14 protein-coding genes are annotated in these 16,957 nt (G+C 36.9%); 1 reads left to right on the top strand and 13 read right to left on the bottom strand.

Annotated elements, in window-relative coordinates; all coding sequences use genetic code 11:
- Positions 1 to 29: 29 nt before the first annotated feature.
- The 11 genes from DWZ63_RS00835 to DWZ63_RS00785 all read right to left on the bottom strand — a co-directional run bounded on the left by DWZ63_RS00835 (position 30) and on the right by DWZ63_RS00785 (position 12,303).
- Complete coding sequence (locus DWZ63_RS00835; protein WP_055943693.1) at positions 30 to 1,118, bottom strand: DUF4097 family beta strand repeat-containing protein; 1,089 nt, start codon at positions 1,116 to 1,118, stop codon at positions 30 to 32.
- Complete coding sequence (locus tag DWZ63_RS00830; RefSeq protein ID WP_055943696.1) at positions 1,118 to 1,726, bottom strand: DUF1700 domain-containing protein; 609 nt, start codon at positions 1,724 to 1,726, stop codon at positions 1,118 to 1,120. Before DWZ63_RS00830 ends, DWZ63_RS00835 begins: the two co-directional genes overlap by 1 nt.
- On the bottom strand, positions 1,713 to 2,039 hold the full coding sequence (locus DWZ63_RS00825; protein WP_022013375.1) for a PadR family transcriptional regulator: 327 nt from the start codon (positions 2,037 to 2,039) through the stop codon (positions 1,713 to 1,715). The genes DWZ63_RS00830 and DWZ63_RS00825 overlap by 14 nt, the downstream gene beginning before the upstream one ends.
- A gap of 398 nt (positions 2,040 to 2,437) precedes the next feature.
- Positions 2,438 to 4,033: an AAA family ATPase gene (locus DWZ63_RS00820; protein WP_055943699.1), complete on the bottom strand. Its 1,596-nt coding sequence runs from the start codon at positions 4,031 to 4,033 to the stop codon at positions 2,438 to 2,440.
- Positions 4,034 to 4,339: 306 nt separating this feature from the next.
- Positions 4,340 to 5,530, bottom strand: coding sequence for a hypothetical protein (locus tag DWZ63_RS00815; RefSeq protein WP_118498253.1), 1,191 nt, complete (start codon positions 5,528 to 5,530; stop codon positions 4,340 to 4,342).
- 88 nt (positions 5,531 to 5,618) lie between these two features.
- Positions 5,619 to 6,365 carry an ABC transporter ATP-binding protein gene (locus DWZ63_RS00810; RefSeq protein WP_118498251.1) on the bottom strand — a complete coding sequence of 249 codons (747 nt, stop codon included), beginning with the start codon at positions 6,363 to 6,365 and terminating at the stop codon, positions 5,619 to 5,621.
- A gap of 234 nt (positions 6,366 to 6,599) precedes the next feature.
- Positions 6,600 to 6,911, bottom strand: coding sequence for a hypothetical protein (locus DWZ63_RS00805; protein ID WP_118498249.1), 312 nt, complete (start codon positions 6,909 to 6,911; stop codon positions 6,600 to 6,602).
- Positions 6,871 to 7,281: a hypothetical protein gene (locus DWZ63_RS00800; protein ID WP_118498248.1), complete on the bottom strand. Its 411-nt coding sequence runs from the start codon at positions 7,279 to 7,281 to the stop codon at positions 6,871 to 6,873. The genes DWZ63_RS00805 and DWZ63_RS00800 overlap by 41 nt, the downstream gene beginning before the upstream one ends.
- Positions 7,282 to 7,301: 20 nt before the next feature.
- Positions 7,302 to 8,849, bottom strand: a complete 1,548-nt coding sequence (locus DWZ63_RS00795; protein WP_118498246.1) for an ABC transporter permease — start codon at positions 8,847 to 8,849, stop codon at positions 7,302 to 7,304.
- On the bottom strand, positions 8,846 to 10,684 hold the full coding sequence (locus DWZ63_RS00790) for an efflux RND transporter periplasmic adaptor subunit (RefSeq protein ID WP_118498244.1): 1,839 nt from the start codon (positions 10,682 to 10,684) through the stop codon (positions 8,846 to 8,848). The genes DWZ63_RS00795 and DWZ63_RS00790 overlap by 4 nt, the downstream gene beginning before the upstream one ends.
- A 17-nt stretch (positions 10,685 to 10,701) precedes the next feature.
- Positions 10,702 to 12,303 (bottom strand): HlyD family efflux transporter periplasmic adaptor subunit, encoded by a 1,602-nt coding sequence (locus DWZ63_RS00785; RefSeq protein WP_118498242.1) that lies wholly within the window; start codon positions 12,301 to 12,303, stop codon positions 10,702 to 10,704.
- A gap of 288 nt (positions 12,304 to 12,591) precedes the next feature.
- Between DWZ63_RS00785 and DWZ63_RS00780 the strand changes: the two genes are divergently transcribed.
- The gene (locus tag DWZ63_RS00780; RefSeq protein ID WP_118498240.1) at positions 12,592 to 13,188 is read left to right on the top strand and encodes a stage II sporulation protein M; all 597 of its coding nucleotides are present in this window, start codon (positions 12,592 to 12,594) and stop codon (positions 13,186 to 13,188) included.
- A 56-nt stretch (positions 13,189 to 13,244) separates the two neighbouring features.
- On the opposite strand, the gene coaE is transcribed toward DWZ63_RS00780, so the two are convergent.
- Both coaE and polA read right to left on the bottom strand, forming a co-directional pair.
- A complete protein-coding gene (coaE, locus tag DWZ63_RS00775; protein ID WP_118498238.1) occupies positions 13,245 to 13,820 on the bottom strand; it encodes a dephospho-CoA kinase in 576 nt (191 codons plus the stop codon).
- Positions 13,821 to 14,059: 239 nt separating this feature from the next.
- Entirely contained in the window at positions 14,060 to 16,951 is a 2,892-nt protein-coding gene (polA, locus tag DWZ63_RS00770) for a DNA polymerase I (RefSeq protein WP_118498237.1), read from the bottom strand.
- Positions 16,952 to 16,957 lie beyond the last annotated feature (6 nt).

Here is a 16,957-nt window from a genome sequence, read left to right as displayed (position 1 = left end):
CATTTCTTTCCTCGTTTTTGTTTTATATATTACCTGATTGAAATATCACCATCCGAACACTTTATCTCAACTGTTGCCGTCGCAGACTCAATATTTCTCTCAAAAGATGTTTCCGTTTTATCACCATCTGTTATATTCTTTACACTCACATCACCATAACTTGTCTTTGCATTTACCGAAATGCCTTTCCAGTCATCAAATCCTATTACTTTCACATCCCCATAACCTGACTTAATTTTTATATTGCCGTCAAATTTAGTATCCTCAAATCTTAAATCACCGTCATTTAATTTTACGGCTATATCCTCAAACGAACCGTCATTGCACTTAATATCACCATAATTGTCTGTTATATTTATGCCTTTAAGACTGGTATTTTTAACAGAAATATCTCCATCATTTGTTGATATTTTTCCGCTGTCAATATCAGTATCTTCAAACTTAATATCACCATAGCTGTCGTTAATGGTGACAGTATTAAGTTTGGAATCTTTTACCGACATATCACCGTCAGAAGATGCTATTTTTATTTCTTTTGACTCTGTATCTGAAAGTTTTATATCACCTGCATCCACTGAAATATCTATCCTGTCACTTCTAAGCCTGTCCACGGAAATATCACCCTCTGCCATATCAAGCTCCGCACTGCTTATCTGTTTAGCTTCAGGCAGATACAATATAAACTGATTTCTTTGTGTATAATCTTTCGTACCGCTTATCAAGGCTTCAATACCACTCAAATCCATGTTTACCGTAACATGATTTGATTTCTGTCTGAGCTTAAATTCTCCATCGCTCACCTCATACTCTGCCGTCACTTTACCTTTCTCTTTCTTTAGATTGTATGCTATATAACAGTTTTTGTCATCTGATTTTGCAATCTTAAAATCAATAGTATTTAATTTGACATTTATCTTATCAAAATCATCTATCTTTGTCTTTTCTAATATCGCATACTCTTTTTCAAGATTATTACTGTCAGTTGTGAGCATTGAGCTAAAATCAAGCTTCTTTACAACCTTTCCACCGCCCATTGCTCTTCCGACAAAAAACAATCCTGTCCCAAAAAACAGACATAAAATTCCTGCTATCAAAGATATATTTATAAATTTTTTCATTATTTTTTCCCCCTTTTAGATGCTTTCTGTGCAAACTTAATAGTAATATCAATAAGAAATCTGCTAAATAAAACTCCGATTACCGAAACAATAATTCCAACGCCTATCGCTGCAAGTCCAAGCCCTAATAGCATCAACGCCGCTGATATTGAAAGTTTTATCGTAACTACCGCCCTCGCTATAACGGCAAGTCCGGCTATGACTGAGCACACACCGACTAAAAATACGCATAACAAAACTAATACAATACAAAGCAAGATACAAAACATCACAACCAGCCCACTTATAAGAAGCGGTGTAGCAACAGGAATCGCACATATCGCAAGTATAGCTACCCACAATATACCAAGCACCGACCTTTTCCCACTGTCATCCTGTTTCTTTTCATCAGCTTGTTTTTTCTCATCTATCCTCTTGTCAAGAACATTGCTTATAATGTCACAGGCAGCTTCTTTCGGTGTTCCAAGCTCCTCCATAAGTTTCTTTGCTTCATCATCATCTGTCTCAGAAAAATACTCCGTAAAATATTCCATCGCATCATCATAGTCCGCCTTAGGCAGTTTTTTCAGATATTTGCTAAGCTGCCCTAAATATTCATCTCTCGTCATTTTTTATTCTCCCTTCTACTATACCGTCAATCGTATCTCTGTAACTTATCCACTCTGAATTTAAGAATTTAAGTTCTTCCACACCCGCATCCGTCAAAGAATAATATTTTCTTTTTCTTCCCTGATACTCCTTTGTGTAAGTAGTCATAAATCCGTTTTTTTCAAGTTTCTTCAAGATTGGATAAAGCGTGGACTCTTTTATATCCGCCACAAGTTTAACAGTCCGACTTATCTCGTATCCATATGAATCTTCCTTTTGCAGCACCGACAGGATTAAAAATTCTATCAGATGTGCAGATACAGGATAGTACATCTTTACACTTCCTTTCTGTTTGAATTATATGCAAAATTTTTATATATAAAAATATTATATATAAAATATATACATATTATTGTGCTTTGTCAAGTAAAAAAGGGCAAAACCAGCGTTTTGCCCTCCAAGAATTGCTTCGCAATTCTCATTGGTTTTCCTCTACATTACGAGCATTTTCCTATAACATAAAAAAGAGACTGTCGCAATAAGAAAATTACATACATGATATAGATGCTCTATTATAGTAACTACTTCTATATCATGTACGATTTTTCATTAATGCGACAGTCTCTTTAAAAATAACTCTGAACATAATATTTCTATCAATAAGTTTGTTTTCAAATATTATATTTGTTCTACACTATTAAGATTACTGTATGTTATTTTTGTTTTCTGCTTTATTGTGTGTCTGCTGCAGAGCCGTTTATCTCCTCTATAACACAAGTATGATGCTTTTTATCTTTTCCCTCCGCATCATAGCTTATCCCTACAAGAAGTATTTTGTCACTGTAGCCTGACAATGCACCGTGGTATCTGTTATCTTTTATCTGTTTAATCGCAGTGTCCGCCGATTTATTATACTTTAATTCCACTACCATTGCAGGTCTGAATCCCGCATTTGCCCTCGGAATAAACGCAAAATCAGCAAAGCCTTTTCCGGCAGGCATCTCACGGATTATATTGTAATAACCCGGTGCCGTAAAATATGCCATTGTAAGAACACAGCTAAGTGAGTTTTCATCATTATACTTTAAAACAGATGTGTAAGTATCATGAGCAAGTTCTATAAGTTCGGCAACTTTTTCTGCATTTCCATCTATAGTTTCAAAAAGCAGTTCATCACAAGTTGAAATCGCTTTTGCAATCTCTTTCCACCCACCTGTTTGCAATGCAAGTTCAAATGCAGTTGCCACTTCATAGTTTGGCACATATGCACTCTTTCTGTCCGCATCATATCCAAGATAACCCAAATGTATCAATGCCGTTAAAGCATCATCCTTTGATGCAATAGTTGAAAAATCATTTTGAAATGTATTTGGATTTACCATGACTTTTCCACCTGCAAGCATCTTCATAATATCATCCTTTAGTCCTGCATAATTCATCGTTATAAATGTATTTATTGATGCAAATGAAGATGTATTTCTCCAGTATGAATCAAAATCATTTCTCTCTATCGCCATAGAAACAGAGTTTGGATTATACATATGAATACCGTCGATCAAATATCCGTTGTACCATGCTTTTGTACTCTCAAAATCCATATCAAACCGCTTGCATAATTCTTTAACCTCGTCTTCCGTAAACCCATAGTATTTTGTAATCGGACTTGATTTTAACATCGTATATTCACTGAAATTATTTAAAGCCGACTCATCTTTAATCTTCTTTATCGGCAAAATCCCCGTAATATATGCCAGTGCAAGAAAAGATTTTGACTCCTCCGATTTAAACAGCGAGTGTAAAAACTGTAAATACTCGTGTACCAACTCTTTGTTATCACTGTTTCTGATAACACAATCCCATTCATCAATTATTATAACAAACTGAGTATCTGTTATCTCATAAATCTCCTGTATCAGCAAATATAAATCTTGGCTGTAATCTAATGTATCATTATATTTTTTCTTAAAATCTTTACATACCCTCTCCTTAATTGATTCTACTAAATCTTCTTTGTGAAAATCCCAGACTGATGCTATATCCAGATGAATAACATTATACTTGTTCATATATTTTTTATAATCTGCACTTTCAGAAATCTTTGTCCCGTCAAAAAGCTCAGTCGAATCACACCCAAGACTATAATATGCGTCTATCATCCCAGCCGCATGGGACTTTCCAAATCGTCTTGCATGGCTTACCGCAAGACATTTATCCTCCGTTGACAGTCTATCATTAAGATACTCTATCAATTTTGTTTTATCTACATAAATCCTGCTGTTTTTTGCCTGCCTGAAACTCGCATTACTCGGATTAAAATATACACCCATCTTAATTCACCTCATTTCATCTATATAACATTGGTATCCGCAAAATCCTGTTCCAAACTCACCTACAGATTGACACATTGCTGTGTATTTTTCATTATCTTACAGATAACAACACTTAATACTTCCGACTTTACTTACCCCTAGTATATTTTTAATCCGAAACAATGTCAATCGCATTTTTAACACAAAATCGTGTCCTTCTCTTTTTTTGTTTATCCGAATAAAATTTTACGCTAACTTTCACCCCTGTCGCAATCAACTTATTATTGCAAGTGTACAGACGAACAGAAACGGTCACTCTTTAACTTATCTCTCCACAAGTTCATAAGGCTCTTTTTTCTCAATCACATATCCACCTGTCTCATCGCCTGTCACCCCTTTCTTTTTTATTATCTCATCTGCCTTTGTCTTTTTTATCCCCCACTTGTAGTTTGAATCAAAATACTGCACATCCCCCCATTTTGCAAGTGGTACTATATAAAAGTCAAATAAATCTTTCTGTGAAGTTTTCTCATAAACCTGTATCTGTACCGTATAGCTGTCGATTTTTGTAATTCCATTTATACGCTGTTTTTCTGCTATTGATTTTTTACCGGCTTCATTAAGTACGATTTTTTTCACCTTGGCATTATAATTTTTTCCGGTCACCTTACTCAGTTTTTTATAATCCCAGCCGTATTGACCCGCAACCTGATTTATAACTTTTTTTGCATCTTTCTTTTTAGCCTTATATTTCGGTTCCAGTGAAAAAAAATAAACAAACAAATCCCGTGTCCTCGGATATTTGTCTGTTATGTAAGAATATGTTTCATCCCGATAAAGAGAACTTGTCCATTCAAACGCATCTTTTATTTCGGGATATATTATTTTGTTTTTTATTTCTTTTTTTATTTTAGCTGACGGCTTCTTTAATTTTGAATTAAGTATCTTCTTTGCCTTATCACCGCCACTATATCCTGTCTGATAACTTAAAAGTCCCGCAATATTGCATTTGTAAACATTATCAGAAGACTCATATGAGCTGTCAGTTCTAAGATAATAATTAAACATCAGGTCATCAGCAGTTATCATTGTACCAGCCGATGCTTTTAGCCCCTCTTTCAGTCTTACCGTATATGTTGTCAGCTTTTTTCCTTTCTTCTTTTTATCTTTTTTATTATAACGGCTGTCACTTTCAATACTCTCAAAAAAATCCGAACCTGACTTTGCTTTTATCTTCTTTAATTCGTTATATATATTTATATAACACTTATCAAGAATATATCTGTCAGCCTTTGTAGAATAAATAAAAGGTGACAGATTTTTTGACACATCACCTTTTATGTGAAGTACCTTTCTGGTTCTCTCAGAACTGTTTTTGACCTTTACATCAGCCTGTTCTATCTGGGAATATGTGATTTTTTCACTATCACTTTCATTTTTATTTTTGCGGAATGATGTGATTATTATTATGACAAGACAAATGTAAAAAACTACGACAATTATATTTTTTTTCATAGTGTAGATATTATTCCTTTCGTTAATAATAAATATCAATATAATTAGAGTAAATCTACATCCGCGTAAAGTCAATTTAAACCATCATTCAATTTTCGACAGCAAATATCTCGCCATCTACTATCTTAACTACCCTCTTTGCCGCCTTTGCGACCTCAAGGTCATGTGTTATCATAACTATCGTGTTTCCCATATCATTAAGTTTTCTGAATAATTTAAGAACTTCCTTACCGCTTTTACTGTCTAACGCACCCGTCGGCTCATCTGCAAGAAGAATCGCAGGCTCTCCGACTAATGCTCTTGCGATTGCTACTCTTTGCTTCTGACCACCCGAAAGTTCATTTGGTTTATGATTTATCCTTTCCTTAAGACCGAGCATTTCTATCGTATCCATGCACATCTCCTGTGCCTCTTCATGCTCATATCCTCTCACAAGAAGCGGCATTATGACATTCTGGATAACCGTATATGTAGGTATCAGATGATAATTCTGAAAAATAAAACCTATCTTTTCATTTCTGATGCTTGTAAGTTTCTTCTCTTTCATCGAATGTATCGCAAGTCCGTCAAGATAATACTCACCCTCATCAAAAAGGTCCATGCAGCCAATAACATTCATCAGTGTAGACTTGCCGGAACCCGACGGACCAAGAATTGCAACAAACTCACCCTCATCCACGGTAAAATTAATATCTTTCAGAACATGGAGAGACTCTCTCCCCATATCATAAATTTTATTAACATTAACAATCTCTATCTTATGCTCATTATGCTGCTTAACATCGCTCTTTTTATCAATATCCTTATCCGCCTTTTTCTTTCTGAACTTTATCATAAAAATCTTCCTTTCTATAATGTTGTTCCAAATTTAAAGTCTTATCTAGTCATAAACAATAACTTATATTGGATTGAACAAAGACAGCAAATAATATTAACCGACATTTTGTCGCCGTCAGTACTTAGTCAGCGTTTCCTGCTGACTTATTGTACTGCTACGAGCGACAACATAGCGAAAGCGTGCCGGTTGTTATTATTGCTGTTCTTGTTCAATCATCATAGCTTTAAATCATCACGAAACAATCCACATACCTACAACAACCTTTTCCCCACCTGAATCTTTCTCCATTATCATTTTAATAATGTCTCCGTTTGAAAGTCTTGAAAATGTTGTTGTTTTCCCAAATGATGTTATCACATCTGTTCCGACAGGTATCGTTGTACTGCCTGTTTCGTCCGTGAGTGTATAAATCTTCTTGCTGCTTTTATCCGAAGATTTGCTGCTGTCAGACTTTTTATCTGAACTGTCAGAAGAACTCTGACTACTGTTTTTATCTGATGAACTATTCTGGCGGTCTTCGAACTGCGAACTTTCTCCGTTCATATCGGCTGCTCCTCCACTCTGCGAATTTACTCCATTCGTATCGTGTGCTCCTCTCTCCACCATTCATATCGGGTGCTCCTCCGCCCTGTGAACTACCTCCGTTCATATCTGGTGCTCCGCTTGCAGACGGCATCCTGCCTTTCTTTGAATTTGAGTCAGATGCACTCTGCTCTTTCACAACGGTGTATTCTATCTCATTGCCGTATATCGCCGTTATTTTGCAGGCAACAATCTCCTGATTTGATTTCAGTTTAACTAAGCTTATATCATTGGTTGTCTCCTCCGTTTTCTTAGAACATCCCGACAACACAAGGCACATACCAAGAAACACCGCAAGAACTTTTCTACACCTTTTTACATTAAGATACATTTTTCACCCTCCTTAAACTCTTACTCCTCATTTAATGCCTCAACAGGTACAAGTTTTGAAGCCTTTAATGCAGGATAAAATCCAAATACAGTTCCCGTAAATACCGCAAATACTACGGCAAGTGCTGCTCCGAATACAGAGAGTTCTACTCTTACATCAAAATGCTCTACAACAGGCGTTATGCCAAAACTTAGTAAAACACCGAGTATTCCTCCAAGTATGCTTATAAAGCACGCTTCAAGCAAAAATTCTATAAGTATGTCTTTTTTTGTACAACCGATGGCTTTTAATATACCGATTTCTTTTGTTCTTTCTTTTACCGATACGAACAATACATTCATGATACCTATACCGCCTACGATAAATACTATCGCCGCCATTGCAATGAGGAGTGTTGTCAGTGTATTGTTTGACTCTGATGCAGCTTCCATCTTACTTCCGGCATCGGTTATCGTAAATTCTGCATTTGGATAATTTTCTGCGAGAACTGACTGTATATTTTCCATTACCGTATCCACTTTATCAACATCCGATGCGATTACTGTTATCGTCGGGTCTGCATCTGTTCCAACGATATATTTTACTCCGGTACTGTATGGTATAAATATGGAATCATCAGGGCTTATTCCTGAAGAAACAGTTCCTACCTCCGATATTACACCGTTTACTACATATGCTCTGTCGTCTATGTAAATAGTGCTGTCATATGCGTCTTTTACACTTCCAAATATCTCTTTTGCAACAGAATAACCGAGTACGCACACTTTCTCTTTGTTTGTCTCGTCTGATGACTCGATAAAACTCCCTGCTACCATCGTCAGATTACTCATGCCTGCATAATTATTTTTCACTCCTGCTATCGTATAGCTTTCAGCGTCATCGAGCTCTCCTCCATCTACATCAGATTTTGTAGTATAAGATATCGTTATGTCTGAAATGCCCGGAAGAAATGTTTTTAAGTCATCCATATCGTCTTCGGACAAAGTAATCTTTTCCTGATTTATCTTTGAGCTTTCACTGCTTTTACCGCCCTGCATAAATCCACCAAAGCCGCCGGGCATCCCACCCCCCTGCATTTCTCCGCCGCCCTGCATCTGTGGCATTCCACCGCCGTTTGACGAACCGTTTCCTTTTTGTGATTTATCTGAGGATGAATTTCCACTATTCTTTGAATTTCCACTTGAACCGCCGCTGCTTTTTGAGTTTCCGGAGTCTCCCGATGCTCCACCCGGCATCTGCGGCATTCCCTGACCGCCGCCAAAATCACCCTGTCCCCTATTTCCGGACTCAGAGTTTCCATTTGATGATTTCCCTGACGAGCCTGATTTTGATGAACTCTTAGAGTTTGACGATGAACTGTCTGACGACTGCTCATATGAAATATCTATAGCACCCGCGTTCAAATTTTTGAACTGGTCCGCCACATCCATCTGACCGCCCCTGCCTATTGCTATAACCATGACTATCGTTGCCGCGCCCACTACTATACCTATAGAAGTAAGCACCACCTTAAATTTATTCTGAATAAGGTTTATCCAGACAAGTCTTAATATCTCACTTAGTTTCATTCGCTCACCCGGCTTTCTATAAGAACTGTATCACCTTCGCTTAATCCGCTTTCGATCTGAACATTATGTCCGTCTGAAAATCCTGTTTTTACCTGTGTCTTTGTCGTACTTGCATCACTGTTTTTCTTTGTTACATATGACTTTGTTCCCTCTGTCTCAACAGCCTTATTTGAAATATAAAGAACATCCTTTACTTCTTTTGTAACAAATGTAACATCAGTACTCATTCCTGCATAAATACTTGAAACATCACCTGTCATTGTGACTACGACCGGATAACTCACCGTACTTGTTCCCGATGAAGTGGTTGATATTGATGTGACTTTTCCGTGGAATGTCTTACCTTCATATGCAGAAAGACTTATATTTACTGTATCTCCAACTTCTATCTCCGAAATATCGTCCTGTGCGACAGACACTGAAGTTGTGACCGCATCCGAATTCATATATGTAGCTATGTCGGTATCAGTGCTTAATGTCTCTCCGTCCTCATATCCGACAGATGTTACCGTGCCTGAACATTCAGCTTTTATCACCCCTGTTCCTGCATACTTTTCAAAAGTTTTTAATGCTTTCTGTGCATCCTTTAATGTCTCCTGTGCGTCTTTTACATCATCGTCAATTCCATCCATCGCAACATTATAAAGAGTCTTTGCATTTGAATATTGAAGCATTGCCGCATCATATGTCTTTTTTGCACTTACTTTTCCTGTTTTCCTGGCTTTTTTAGCAGATTTAAGCTGTGATTTCAGGTTTTTTAGGTTTGATTTATATTCCGATAACTGCTGCTGATATGAAGCTAACTGCTGTTGCATTATCGTTACAGTGTTTGAACTGCTCTGACTGCCCGTTGAGCCTGCAGTTGTACCTGTTCCTGAAGTTCCTCCGTTTTTATCATCTCCCATACCTGTACCGTTCATGTTTCCTGTATTATTTCCGGCATTACTGCCTGTATTCTGATTTGTCGATGTACTTTTATATATGGTTGTACTCCCGCCTGCTTTTTTAATCTTTTTCTTTAGATTTTTAATCTTTAAAGGAAGTGTCTTAATACCTGAAACTGCCGTATTATAGTTATTCTGTGCTGTCACAACCGCACTGTCAAGGCTTTGCAATGTAGCTTTATATGTTGTCTTTGCACTCTTTCCTGCCGCAATCCTTTCTTTATATTCATATTCTGCCGTAAGTTTATCAGAGTCTCTGTCTACTTTTGCTTCTTTTAATGAAAGTTTTGCCGAATTTACCGCCGCCTTATAAAGTTTTCTCACATTTGAAACACTTTTTGTCGTGAGTTTTAAAATTGTGTCACCTTTTTTTACATTCTGACCCGATGTGATACACACTTTTTTTATAACAAGGTCTGAGTCCGATACGCTCTCATTTCCTGATGATGAAGATGTTGTCTTTGTTGTGGAAGAACTGCTGTCTGAACCCGACTGTCCGCCTGCCATTCCCATTGCACCACTCATGTTCTGCATTCCCTGTGCATCACTTTTATTTGAACTGTCCGAAGATGATGAACCTGAACTGCTTGTTCCTGATGAAGATGATGAGCTGCTTGTTCCCATCGAAGATGTGTCAAGCTCATATGACTGTGTGATAGAACCAATCTCCATTGTTCCACTCTCAGTTATCCCCACTGTGAGGTTTCCTTTTTTCGCCGTGTTCTCTTTAGTTACTGTCGCTGTCTTTGTATCGTCTTTTTTATTATTCACATTAAAAACCACAATAACAGTTATGCACCCAATAAGGATTATGGAAATTATAGCTTTCTTTATCTTTTTCTTATGCGACTTAGATTTTACCGCTGCCTGTTTTTTTTCTTTATCTGCCATTTTTATTTTCCTTTCTACTAATTTTCTTCATTATTCTGATTAAAGATAACCTGCGTTGCAGCACCGCTTGATAACATTTTCTGCGAATTATCAATGGAAACAGTTACCGTATATGTTACTTTTGATACACTCTCCGATGATGAAGATGTTTCAATAGCTGCAACTTTTCCCGTTACTGTCTGCGGCATATTCTGAACACTTACCGAAGCCTCATCGCCTACTGAAATTTTTCCTATATCCGTCTGGTCAACAGTCACATCAATACTGAGTGTATTTTCATTACTGTAACCTGCTATCGCTGTCATACTGTTTAACATATCTCCGCTTTCATATGACATTTCAGATAAAGTTCCCGACATCTGTGCCACAACATTATTTCCTGATATAAGTTTGTTAAATGCTGCTACTCTTGCTTTCGCATTTGTATAATTGTCTTTTGCTTTCTGTAATGTATCTTTTGCCGATTTTATAGCCGCATTATAGACTGTGTCTGCATTTTTATAGGCTTTCACACTCTCGTCATATGTCTTTTTTGCACTTACTTTTCCTGTTGTCTCCTCTGATAAAGCCTGATTGTATGTTGAACTGTAATTGTTCAGGTTAAGTTTTGCATTTTTGTAATCAGTTCCATATAACGAAATATTATTTTTAAGTGTACTTATACTATTTGACAACTGAGTTTTTTTCGTATTGTATTGCTCGTATGTCTTTTCCGCTGATGTTGACGATTTCAAAGCCTTGCTATATGCTGTGTTCTTTGACTCCATGTCTTTTTTTGCCAATGCAAGCTTTTGCTCAACATTTGTTGTCAACTGTGAAATATCACTTTTATTTTCACGACTGAAATCTCCAATATATCTTGATACTGTACTCATTTCATCATATTTTTGTTTTGCCTGTTCATATAATTTTTGCTTTGTGGCAAGAACTTTAGCTTTACTCTCTGCCTGTTTTTTTGCCTTTTTGATTTTTTTATTTACACTGCTCAACTGTTTCTGTTTTGCAGCAAGAGTCTTTTTTGAATTTTTAATCTTCCCTGGATATGTACTTATTATCTTTTTGCTTTTATCAAGCTGCTTTTTCGCTTCTTTTACCGTTCCCGTATATTCCGATAAACTGTCTTTATAATCGATAAGTGCTGATGAATATGCTGACAAACTCTCCTGATAATCACTTTTTGCATCATAAACCGTTTCTTCATAATCAAGTTTTGCCGATGCATATTTCTTTTTATAAGTTTTTACCGCTTTATATAGAATTTTTCTTGTATCTGAAACACTGTCTTTGGTAAGTTTTATAAGTGCATCTCCTTTTTTTACCTCATCACCTGAGCTTTTCAAAACACTTTCCACTTCCAATGCTCCTGTTTTACTTGTACCCTTAAGATTCAGATTGTATAACTGATAGTCCGTTCCTCCCGATGTCGTTCCCTCTGCCTGCAATATATTACTATTCTGCGTCTTTGCCGAAGCAATGTTTTTTTTATCTGAATTATTTGTCTGTTCCGATTGTTCAGATGAATTATTTTTTAAAATCCGGTTTCCACCATATACTCCCACACCTGCTATAACAAGCACTACTGCCATCGTCAATGCAATCTTTCTTTTTCGGTGCATCATTTTTCCTCCTGTCTGCTTACGCTGATTTTTCTTTATTGTTCCAGCATATTCTTGCCAAAGATATTCACAATACGCTTTATATTTTATAATCAAAATAGTACAGTAAATTTGTGAAAATCAAGTGGAAAAGTTGTGTGCAAAATGTGAAACGGAATATTTTTAAATATCTGTCATAAGATGATGTAAGAGGAGAATTTCCCCTCTTTTAAGAAAGTCCGCTCGCCTTTAACACGATAAAAGTGCAGCAAAACATTAACATAATAAATCTGAAAGGCAGGTTATCGCTAAATGAATAAAACTTCCACAACCAATATACGAAAAAGGACAATGCCACGCATATGTAAAACGGTTATCATATTCTTTTTTATAGGTATGCTTATCGGTACTCTTGTCGGAAAGCTTTTTAATCCAATCATCCTGCCTGTGTTAAAAACAATTTACAGCGAAACCATAAGTGCCCTGCCATCAATGGACATACCGTCAGACCAGATAGTCCTCTCATCCTTTAGCAGAAACATCAAATTTGTAATGCTGCTTTTTATTTTCTCAATGACAGACCTCTGGCGTTATTACTGCCTTGTTTTTTCGGTTTATACAGGCTTTTCAAACGGACTCCTGCTTTATTTTAATATTTCACTTTACGATTTTGCCGGAATAGCAAACTATACCTGCTGCATTATGCCGCAATATCTTGTCTTTGTCCCTGCATTTTTGTTTATAATAATGAAGCTTCACAGAATAAACTGCTTAGATGAAACAAAACAAAAAGGGAAACTGTTATTAAAACAATTTCCCTTATTTCTGCTCAGTATTTTACTTATACTTATCGGAAGTCTCGCCGAGGGCTGCATAAATCCACTGCTTTTGATGCATCTTGCAAACTGATTATACATACTGTCAATGCAGGCAACAGACTTCTAATCTTTAAAAATTCAAATAAACTAAATCCGTTTTAATTGCTGCTTAAGCTCCTCAACAGAACCGTCATTTTTTATGACTCTGTCACTTCTGCTTATATAAAACTCATCAGGTTTCTGGCTTCTCATCACCGCATCGCACTTTCCGTCAGAATAGCCCCTGCTTTCCTTAAGCCTTGCTATCCTTATTTCTCTCGGAACATACACATACCATACCTCATCACAGTATTTATCGCACTCCGTCTCGAACAATATGGCACTCTCAAGAATTATATTACCGCCTTTTTCCTTTCTCTGTTCAATATAGTTCTCAATATATTCCTTTACTTTAGGATGCACGATATTATTCAAATCCTGTATCGCACTTTTGTCATTAAACACTATATCCGCAAGTTTCTTTCTGTCAATCTCCCCCGTGTCAGAAAGAATATCCTTACCAAATCTTTCCACCACATCTTCAAAGGCACTACCACCCTTATCCGTGACAATATGACCAATATCATCCGTCAATATAAGCTCAGCACCAATTTCTTCCTTTAAAAACTGTGCCACAAGTGACTTACCACTACCGACACCACCTGTCAAACCAATAACTTTCATCTCAATCCTCTCAATATCATAATAACCACACTAAGCCTTTGCAAAACTTACATAAACTGTAATTAGATTGTGCAACTATAACAAAATAATGTTAGCTGACATTTTGTCACCGTCAGCACTTAAGAGTGGTCTTTTCACTCTTTATGTGCTGCTACGAGTGACATCATAGCGAAAGCGTGCCAGCGGTATTATTTGTTATAGTTGCACAATCAACACAACCTGCAGCAGTTTTGCAAATGTTAGTGTGCCTCAAACCAATCATCCCCCTGCTCCACTTCCGCAATAAGAGGAACTTTAAGTTCAGCCGCCGACTGCATATTTGAAATAAGTATCTCTTTCACCTTTTCAATCTCATCAACACTTGTCTCTACCAGCAGTTCATCGTGCACCTGGAGAACTATCCTTGATTTAAGTTTTTCTTCTTTTAATTTTCTTGCAACTTTTATCATCGCTATCTTTATTATGTCTGCCGCTGTTCCCTGTATAGGCGAGTTCATTGCAATTCTCTCACCAAATGAACGCTGCATAAAGTTTGATGATTTTATTTCAGGCACTGGTCTTCGCCTGCCAAATTTTGTGTAAGAATATCCTGTTTCTTTTGCTTCTTCTACTTTCTCGTCAAGAAATGCCTTTATCGCCGGATATGTGGCAAAGTATTTCTTTATTATCTCGTCCGCTTCTTTTCTCGTTGTGCCAAGATCCTGTGAGAGACCGAATGCACTTATCCCGTAAACTATTCCGAAGTTTACTGCCTTTGCATTTCTTCGCTGAAGATCGGTGACCTCGTCAAACGGTGTGTGGAATACTTTTGATGCGGTACTTCTGTGTATATCATCACCGTTCTTATATGCCTGTATAAGATGTTCATCCTCCGACATATCAGCTAAAACTCTCAATTCTATCTGTGAGTAATCTGCATCAAGGAATACAAATCCGTCTTTTGCCTTAAATACTTTCCTGAATTCACGCCCCATCTCCATTCTGATAGGAATATTCTGGAGATTTGGCTCTGTCGAACTTATTCTTCCCGTTGCTGTTATCATCTGGTTAAATTTGCCGTGAATTCTCTTATCGTTCTCGATAAACACAGCAAGTCCCTCTGCATATGTTGACTTTAATTTTGTAAACTGCCTGTAATCAAGTATCTTTGATATAATAGGGTCTTCTTTCTTTAGTTTTTCAAGAATATCCGCTGATGTTGAGTAGCCTGTCTTTGTCTTTTTTGCAAATGGCAGTTTCATTTTTTCAAACAATATCACACCAAGCTGTTTAGGTGAATTTATGTTAAACTCCTCACCTGCAAGGTCATATATATCACTTTCAAGTTCAATTATCTTTCTGTCAAGTTTTTTTGCAAGCTGTTCAAGAACGGCTATGTCTGCCTTGACTCCGACTCTCTCCATCTGATATAAGAAATATGCCGTCGGCATCTCCACTTCACGGTAAAGTTTTATCATGCCTGTTTTTTCGAGTGTGCTTTCAAGATTTTTATATCCAGCCACAGCCACATACGAAAGTTCTCCCGTATATTCCAAAAGATTGTTTATTACAACATTCTTTTCCTCGTCCGCACTCTCCCTAAGATAATCGTCATCTATCTCCGATACGATTTCTGAAAGTCTGCTTTTTCCAAATCTCTCACTATATGATGGTATCGTCATATCAAGATAATCCCTTGCTATATCGTCAGCACCGTAACTGTCTTTAAGCGGATTTATAAGATATGCAGCTATACTTACATCTGATATTTTATTAAACAGCCTGTCAAAATCCGAATCATCAAAAGCCATCTGTAAAGGTGCTTCCCTATCCTCTGAAAGATTTTCTGCAACTGCCGTAAGATGCAGTTCGTTCTTCCAGTCTATCAATGCGATATGAGGTATTTTCTTTTGAATTTTTTTATAAGTTTCTATCAGAAAATCTCCGTCTGTCTCATCATTTTTTAATATGCTTACGGTTTCATACTCACCATTTTTTTCGTAGCTTAAACTAAGTCCCAAAAACAAATATTCATTTGTGCTGTCACTCTCATCTTCAAGAGAAACTGCTGATATATCATCAAATACAAATGCCATCTGTCCGCCGCTTTTTTTCTTATTTTTCTTTTTCGTAACACCTGAATTTGACCACTCATCGCCAAAAAATGATACTCCAACAACCTCAGGTGCATCCTTTATAAGCTCGTCAGCAAATCTCTTTACCTCTATTTTTTTCTTCAAATATTTAAAATTCTTTGGTCTTTCAACCGCTTTATTCATTGCCTCGGAATCGAATTTTTTTACAAGTGATTTTAGTTCTAGTTTCTTTATCCACTCAAATGCCTCAGATGTAAATATATTTTCAAGTTTTGCATCTTTGATACTGTAATCAAGTTCGCAGTCTGTCTTTATCGTCGCAAGTTTTTTGCTTAAGAAAGCCATATCCTTTCCTGCTCTCAAAAGTTCCCTCGCCCTCTTTGGCTCTACTTCCTCGATATGCTCATAAGCCTCCTCGACACTCGGAAATGCCTTAAGTATCTTTACTGCCGTTTTTTCACCGACACCTGCAACTCCCGGTATATTGTCAGCCGTATCTCCCATAAGACCTTTCATATCTATTATCTGAACCGGCGTGACACCGTATTTTTCTATTACATCCTCTGTATGATATTCTTCAACCTCAGAACCGCCTTTTTTTGTCTTTGGAATACTTATCTTGATATTTTTTGTAGCAAGCTGCAAAAGATCTCTGTCTCCTGATACAAGAGTAACTTCTTTTCCTTCTGCTTCTGCCATCTTTGCGATAGTTCCGAGTATATCATCCGCTTCAAATCCCTGTCTTTTTACAATCGTGATACCCATCGCTTCAAGCACATCCTGTATAACAGGCACCTGCTGTCTTAACTCCTCAGGCATAGGTTTCCTCGTGCCTTTGTACTCCTTAAACATCTCATGTCTGAATGTAGGCTTTTTCACATCAAAAGCAACCGTCAGATATTCCGGTTTTTCCGTATCAAGTATCTTAAACATGATATTTAAAAATCCATAAACCGCATTTGTATGCATCCCTTCTGAATTTGTCAGATCAGGCACTCCATAAAATGCCCTGTTTAATATACTATGCCCATCTATTAAAACTATTTTTTCACTCATCTGTTA

The organism is Clostridium sp. AF34-13 (genome assembly GCF_003477845.1).
In the GTDB taxonomy this organism is placed as follows: Bacteria; Bacillota; Clostridia; order Lachnospirales; family Lachnospiraceae; genus Butyribacter; species Butyribacter intestini.
The sequence above is the reverse complement of the archived record's forward strand: the minus strand, read 5'-3'. Positions and strand labels throughout refer to the sequence as shown.

Excerpts from the sequence above, each read along its gene's own strand:
- DWZ63_RS00805 (WP_118498249.1), bottom strand. The coding sequence starts at position 6,911 with ATGAACGGAGAAAGTTCGCAGTTCGAAGACCGCCAGAATAGTTCATCA.
- DWZ63_RS00780 (WP_118498240.1), top strand. The coding sequence starts at position 12,592 with ATGAATAAAACTTCCACAACCAATATACGAAAAAGGACAATGCCACGC.
- DWZ63_RS00835 (WP_055943693.1), bottom strand. The coding sequence starts at position 1,118 with ATGAAAAAATTTATAAATATATCTTTGATAGCAGGAATTTTATGTCTG.
- DWZ63_RS00790 (WP_118498244.1), bottom strand. The coding sequence starts at position 10,684 with ATGGCAGATAAAGAAAAAAAACAGGCAGCGGTAAAATCTAAGTCGCAT.
- DWZ63_RS00825 (WP_022013375.1), bottom strand. The coding sequence starts at position 2,039 with ATGTACTATCCTGTATCTGCACATCTGATAGAATTTTTAATCCTGTCG.
- DWZ63_RS00820 (WP_055943699.1), bottom strand. The coding sequence starts at position 4,033 with ATGGGTGTATATTTTAATCCGAGTAATGCGAGTTTCAGGCAGGCAAAA.
- DWZ63_RS00800 (WP_118498248.1), bottom strand. The coding sequence starts at position 7,281 with ATGTATCTTAATGTAAAAAGGTGTAGAAAAGTTCTTGCGGTGTTTCTT.
- DWZ63_RS00815 (WP_118498253.1), bottom strand. The coding sequence starts at position 5,530 with ATGAAAAAAAATATAATTGTCGTAGTTTTTTACATTTGTCTTGTCATA.
- DWZ63_RS00830 (WP_055943696.1), bottom strand. The coding sequence starts at position 1,726 with ATGACGAGAGATGAATATTTAGGGCAGCTTAGCAAATATCTGAAAAAA.
- DWZ63_RS00810 (WP_118498251.1), bottom strand. The coding sequence starts at position 6,365 with ATGATAAAGTTCAGAAAGAAAAAGGCGGATAAGGATATTGATAAAAAG.
- polA (WP_118498237.1), bottom strand. The coding sequence starts at position 16,951 with ATGAGTGAAAAAATAGTTTTAATAGATGGGCATAGTATATTAAACAGG.
- DWZ63_RS00795 (WP_118498246.1), bottom strand. The coding sequence starts at position 8,849 with ATGAAACTAAGTGAGATATTAAGACTTGTCTGGATAAACCTTATTCAG.
- coaE (WP_118498238.1), bottom strand. The coding sequence starts at position 13,820 with ATGAAAGTTATTGGTTTGACAGGTGGTGTCGGTAGTGGTAAGTCACTT.
- DWZ63_RS00785 (WP_118498242.1), bottom strand. The coding sequence starts at position 12,303 with ATGATGCACCGAAAAAGAAAGATTGCATTGACGATGGCAGTAGTGCTT.